This is a genomic window from Lysinibacillus sp. (assembly GCF_032093475.1).
Taxonomy (GTDB): Bacteria; Bacillota; Bacilli; order Bacillales_A; family Planococcaceae; genus Lysinibacillus; species Lysinibacillus irui.
In genome coordinates this window covers 1-3,913 of the sequence record NZ_DAMDAY010000056.1, presented here as the reverse complement: position 1 = coordinate 3,913, position 3,913 = coordinate 1, and the positions used below count along the sequence as shown (strand labels likewise).

4 protein-coding genes are annotated in these 3,913 nt (G+C 39.6%); all 4 read left to right on the top strand.

The genetic code is table 11. The features are described 5' to 3' along the window. The first annotated feature begins 56 nt into the window (after positions 1 to 56). The 4 genes from RT445_RS12885 to RT445_RS12870 are packed head-to-tail and all read left to right on the top strand — an operon-like array spanning position 57 to position 3,461. Positions 57 to 971 (top strand): metal ABC transporter solute-binding protein, Zn/Mn family, encoded by a 915-nt coding sequence (locus RT445_RS12885; protein ID WP_274793455.1) that lies wholly within the window; start codon positions 57 to 59, stop codon positions 969 to 971. 10 nt (positions 972 to 981) lie between these two features. Beyond that, positions 982 to 1,710, top strand: coding sequence for a metal ABC transporter ATP-binding protein (locus RT445_RS12880; RefSeq protein WP_274793454.1), 729 nt, complete (start codon positions 982 to 984; stop codon positions 1,708 to 1,710). 12 nt (positions 1,711 to 1,722) lie between these two features. After that, the gene (locus tag RT445_RS12875; protein WP_274793453.1) at positions 1,723 to 2,595 is read left to right on the top strand and encodes a metal ABC transporter permease; all 873 of its coding nucleotides are present in this window, start codon (positions 1,723 to 1,725) and stop codon (positions 2,593 to 2,595) included. After that, positions 2,592 to 3,461, top strand: a complete 870-nt coding sequence (locus RT445_RS12870) for a metal ABC transporter permease (protein ID WP_274793452.1) — start codon at positions 2,592 to 2,594, stop codon at positions 3,459 to 3,461. The genes RT445_RS12875 and RT445_RS12870 overlap by 4 nt, the downstream gene beginning before the upstream one ends. The last annotated feature ends 452 nt before the right edge of the window (positions 3,462 to 3,913 follow it).

Sequence of the window (3,913 nt, the reverse complement as noted above, 5' to 3'; positions counted from 1 at the left end):
ATTCATTCCCGCTTTTTTCAAGCAATCGCTAAATAAGAGAAAGTAGAGGTACAAAAATGAAACAATGGTTAGGTGTATTCATCCTATCACTCTCCCTGCTATTATTCGGTTGTTCAAGTGAAGCGGAGGGTGAAAAAGAGGGGATTGTTGTTGCAACCACTGGACAAATTGCAGATGCTATTAAAGAGATTAGTGGTGACCATTTACAAGTATCAGCATTAATGGGGCCAGGAGTAGATCCTCATTTATACAAGGCGACTCAAAGTGATTTATCAAAATTAGATAAAGCCGAAGTCATTTTTTACAACGGCTTACATCTAGAAGGACAAATGCTTGCTATTTTTGAACAAATGGCAAAAGAAAAAACAGTCTTGGCTGTGGGAGAGACATTAGATGAAAAGCTGCTCCTTGCAAGTGATAATGACGCCATGTTGCATGATCCGCATATTTGGTTTGATATTGAACTTTGGAAGGGCGTTGTGAAAGCAATTAGTGTACAACTTCAGGAGGAATATCCTGAATTTAAAGAGGATTTTCAAACAAATGAAGATGTTTATTTAAAGAAACTGGAGGATTTACAAAGCTATGCAAAAAATCGTGTCAATGAACTACCACAAGAGCAAAGGATATTAGTAACAGCACATGATGCGTTCAACTATTTCGGTAGAAGTCAAGGGTTTGAAGTACGTGGCTTGCAAGGACTTAGTACGGATTCAGAGTATGGTGTCAAAGATGTGCAGGAGATGGTCGATTTTTTAGTAGAAAATAAAATTAAGGCTATTTTTATAGAATCCAGTGTGTCAGATAAAGCGATGAAAGCCGTGATTGAAGGGGCTCAAGAAAAGGGGCACGACATTGTAATCGGTGGAGAACTATTCTCGGATGCGATGGGTGCTGAAGGTACAACAGAAGGTACGTATATCGGGATGTATCAACATAACATCGACACAATCGTCGATGCATTAAAGTAGGTGAATGACGATGTATGCATTAACAGTGGAAAATCTATCAGTCGCATATGATAAAAAAACAGTATTAGAAAATGCCTGTGTGACGGTGCCTAAAGGACATTTAGCTGCCATTATTGGCCCAAACGGTGCAGGCAAATCAACATTTTTAAAGGCTATCTTAAATCAGCTGCCTAATAAAGTAGGAAAGGTTGAAATTTTAGGAAAAGTGTTTGAGCCAAAAAGTTTAGTTGTTGGCTATGTCCCACAGCGCAATGCTGTGGATTGGGATTTCCCAACAAATGCATTGGATGTGGTGCTGATGGGACGGTATGGTCATACAGGTTTATTTAAAAGACCATCCAAGCAAGATAAAATGGTTGCCCGTCAAGCATTAGCTAGTGTTGGGATGCTAGACTTTGCAGAGCGTTCCATTGGGCAACTTTCAGGAGGTCAGCAACAGCGTGTATTTCTTGCAAGAGCCCTTGCACAAAACGCCGATATTTACTTCCTAGATGAGCCATTTGCAGGGGTAGATGCTGCGACAGAAAAAACGATTATTGATATTTTGAAAGAGTTAAAGGCACAAGGGAAAAGTATTTTTGTTGTGCACCATGATCTTCAAACCGTCAAAGAATATTTTGATTATACGATTTTATTAAACAAAACCATTTTAGCATCGGGTGCAACAGAAGATGTATTTACACCAGAGCAATTACAAAAAACATACGGTGGTAAACTGTTCATGATGCAGCATGTATAAGGAGGGGGCACTATGTTAAGTGGTAACTTATTGTGGGTACTGAGTGGAACGATGTTACTTGGCATTGCTGCTGGCATCACAGGCACATTCTCCTTCCTGCAAAAACAAAGCCTAGTTGGTGATGCTGCGGCCCATGCAGCATTACCAGGTATTGCGCTCGCATTCCTGTTAACAGGACAAAAGGAATTACCGATTTTAATGCTGGGAGCGGGCATTACATCTGCATTATCAGTTTATTGTATACAATGGATTGTATCGTTTTTAAAAATGAAAGCAGATGCGGCTATTGGCTTAGTCCTTACAGTATTCTTTGGTATTGGGGTTGTATTTTTAACAGTTGTTAACCGTAGTCCAATCGGTAATCAGAGCGGTCTGAATAATTTTATTTTTGGGAAAGCGGCGACGATGACCAAGGCCGATTTAATGTGGCTCTTTATTAGTGCAAGCATCATTATTTTAGTCAGTCTCTTGTTCTATAAGGAATGGAAGCTACTTATTTTTGATCCTGTCTATGCAAAGGGAATTGGCTTACCGATTGAGGCTTTAAAGGCAACGTTAACAGTGTTAATTGTTATGACGATTGTAACAGGAATCCAAGCGGTGGGTGTCATCTTAATGTCGGCTTTATTAATTATTCCTGCTGCAAGTGCCAAGCTTTGGACGAAGAAATTAAGTACGATGCTCATCTTGAGTGCCGCGATTGGAGGGATCGCTGGTATAACTGGTTCCTTTATTAGTGCGATTCGGACGGGATTATCGACAGGCCCGATTATCGTTTTAGTTGCAGCAGGAATATTCTTTATTTCCTATTTTATCAGCCCAACTGGTCAAATTAGTAAATATCGTAGAAAAATGCAATTTCGAAAGCAGGGTGATATAGGATGATTGAATTTTGGGTTATCTTCACGGGACTATTAGTTGGTGTTACATGTGGCATTGCTGGTGTTTTCCTAATCTTACGTCGCATGTCCATGATAGCAGATGCCATTAGTCATACGGTGCTCTTTGGCATTGTGATGGCCTACCTGATTACCCAAACATTAAATGGCTTTTGGATGCTTGTAGGTGCAGCAGTTGCAGGGGTGTTAACAGCTTATCTCGTACAACTATTGCATTCCTCTGGGATTCAGGAAGACGCGGCGATAGGGGTGGTATTTACATCCTTGTTTGCGGCTGGTGTCCTCCTTATCACCTTGTTTGCAGGCAATGTCCATTTAGATGTCGAACATGTCTTAATGGGGGAAATTGCCTTTGTTCCTTGGGATCAATGGACAGTGCTTGGTCTAGCGATGCCTAAAGCTGTATGGATGTTATTACTGGTCCTCATGATTAACAGTATATTCCTGCTATTATTCTTTAAAGAAATGAAGCTTGCTACTTTTGATCCTGTGTATGCTGCAACGATTGGGGTTCCTGTTGTCCTTCTTCATTACGGCTTTATGACATCCATTTCGTTCACTACTGTAGCGGCCTTTGATAGTGTAGGAGCGATTTTAGTAGTTGCTATGTTAATAGGTCCTGCAGCCACCTCTTATTTAATCAGTAAGACAATTAAGCAAATGTTTATCTATAGCATGCTCTTCGGCGCTACAGCCTCTGTGATAGGCTATTATTTAGCAAAGTTTTGGGATACTTCGATAGCTGGAATGATGGCGACAACAGTCGGGTTTGTCTTTATCGTTACCTTCGTCAGCCAAAAAATAATCGACCGAAGAAAAAAAGCACTAGTTCATAAATTAGACATGCCGTAAAGACAATAAACAATCAATAGCATTTTTATGAAAGGTGAAAAAGGGTGTTCACTAACTGCAAACAACTTCATTGGGAGCCCTTGTACGGATGGACCAACAATCAATCCTTTGCCTCGATTCTCACTCGTGACAAAATTCTTTTTTAACAACATGAAACATCGTTTGAGCGTCCATCAAACGATGTTTTTTCTATTTAGCTTACAAGTTCAAACTTTAGGATGAGTATTCCTCATAGGAAAAATAGTATACTCGTTAAGAAATGCTAGAAAGGGAAGGAATGGCATTTTAACTAACAATTTTTTCTATATTTATATGTACGAATATTTAAAATTTTGTTACGATAAATTTTATTGAAACAACAAGGAGAACAGCATGTGGAGAAATAGAAACGTTTGGATTATTTTATTAGGTGAATTTGTCGTCGGTCTCGGCCTATGGGCTGGTATTATCGG

Excerpts from the sequence above, each read along its gene's own strand:
- RT445_RS12885 (WP_274793455.1), top strand. The coding sequence starts at position 57 with ATGAAACAATGGTTAGGTGTATTCATCCTATCACTCTCCCTGCTATTA.
- RT445_RS12880 (WP_274793454.1), top strand. The coding sequence starts at position 982 with ATGTATGCATTAACAGTGGAAAATCTATCAGTCGCATATGATAAAAAA.
- RT445_RS12875 (WP_274793453.1), top strand. The coding sequence starts at position 1,723 with ATGTTAAGTGGTAACTTATTGTGGGTACTGAGTGGAACGATGTTACTT.
- RT445_RS12870 (WP_274793452.1), top strand. The coding sequence starts at position 2,592 with ATGATTGAATTTTGGGTTATCTTCACGGGACTATTAGTTGGTGTTACA.